Origin of the sequence: Mesorhizobium sp. M0058, from assembly GCF_040323095.1 — a bacterium.
Classification (GTDB): Bacteria; Pseudomonadota; Alphaproteobacteria; order Rhizobiales; family Rhizobiaceae; genus Mesorhizobium.
This window is the reverse complement of sequence record NZ_JAMYUQ010000056.1, coordinates 1-899: the sequence shown is the minus strand read 5'-3', so window position 1 is coordinate 899 and position 899 is coordinate 1. Positions and strand designations below refer to the sequence as shown.

The following is an 899-nucleotide window of genomic DNA, read 5'->3' as shown; positions in this document are numbered from 1 at the left end:
AGTTCCGCCGGGCCGAACAGCTCAGGTGTGGACACATGAGCTCCGCCGCCGATCAGCTCGCCGCCGCCCACGCCCGCATGACGCCGGCATCGCCAGGCTTCCCGGAACTCTACCAGGCGCAAGGCACTGGCAATTGCCTGGGGGATGTTTTGGCCGGCTCCTTGTGGTCGGTGTCAGCATTAGAGGAGCCGAAGGAGGGCGACATCGTCGCGCTCTGGCTGGCGCCCGGCCGTTTTTCGGACGGCACCGAGGGTGACAGCATCGGCCACCGCGTTGCGCGCGGCGAAGCGTGTCTCATGAAAATCTTGTTCAAGCTGGACGACGCCAGCATCACCGTGATGACGCTTAACCCTTTGGCAACGGCGACAATCTTGAGAACCGACATCGTTGCGATGCACAGGGCAGTCGCAGTCCGGACTCCGGACGGCATTCAGCGCTTCCTGCGGCTGCAGGGAGCCGGCTGATGGTCTGGTTTGCGACGCCCGGTTCGTCGAACGTCGGGTCATCTTGGGGCGGCTGGGGTTCCGAGCAGACCACCAAGCAACCAGACCCGGTTTCTGCCTCGCCGACCTTTTCTTTTTCGTCAGTCCTCGGCCGTCAGATCCCGATCGTTGTCGGAACCTACAAGGTCGATGGCATTCCTGTAATCGGCGGGGCCGCCACGGTCACCAACATATCAGGATACACGCAGGTCAAGTTGACCTCACTGCAGGGGTTGAGCGACGTCGGCGGAACTGGGTGGCTCAACAATGACCCGTTCTCCCGCGTCGCGCTCGTGCCGATCCAAGGTGCGAGCCAGGTCGCATCCATGGGGTATCTGCTGGCCTATGATCCATTTGGTGACGGCTACAAACTGGTCCGTCTTGAGGTCAACGACGAAGTTGTCTTCGATGCCGAAA

At 61.8% G+C, this 899-nt stretch carries 2 protein-coding genes; both read left to right on the top strand.

The window, feature by feature from the left end; translation table 11 throughout:
• On the top strand, nt 1-464 hold a 464-nt coding region (locus NKJ75_RS32765), incomplete at its 5' end, for a hypothetical protein (RefSeq protein ID WP_352500761.1).
• Nucleotides 464-899 (top strand): hypothetical protein (locus NKJ75_RS32760; RefSeq protein ID WP_352500760.1); only part of this gene is annotated, 436 nt, incomplete at its 3' end. The genes NKJ75_RS32765 and NKJ75_RS32760, both read left to right, overlap by 1 nt.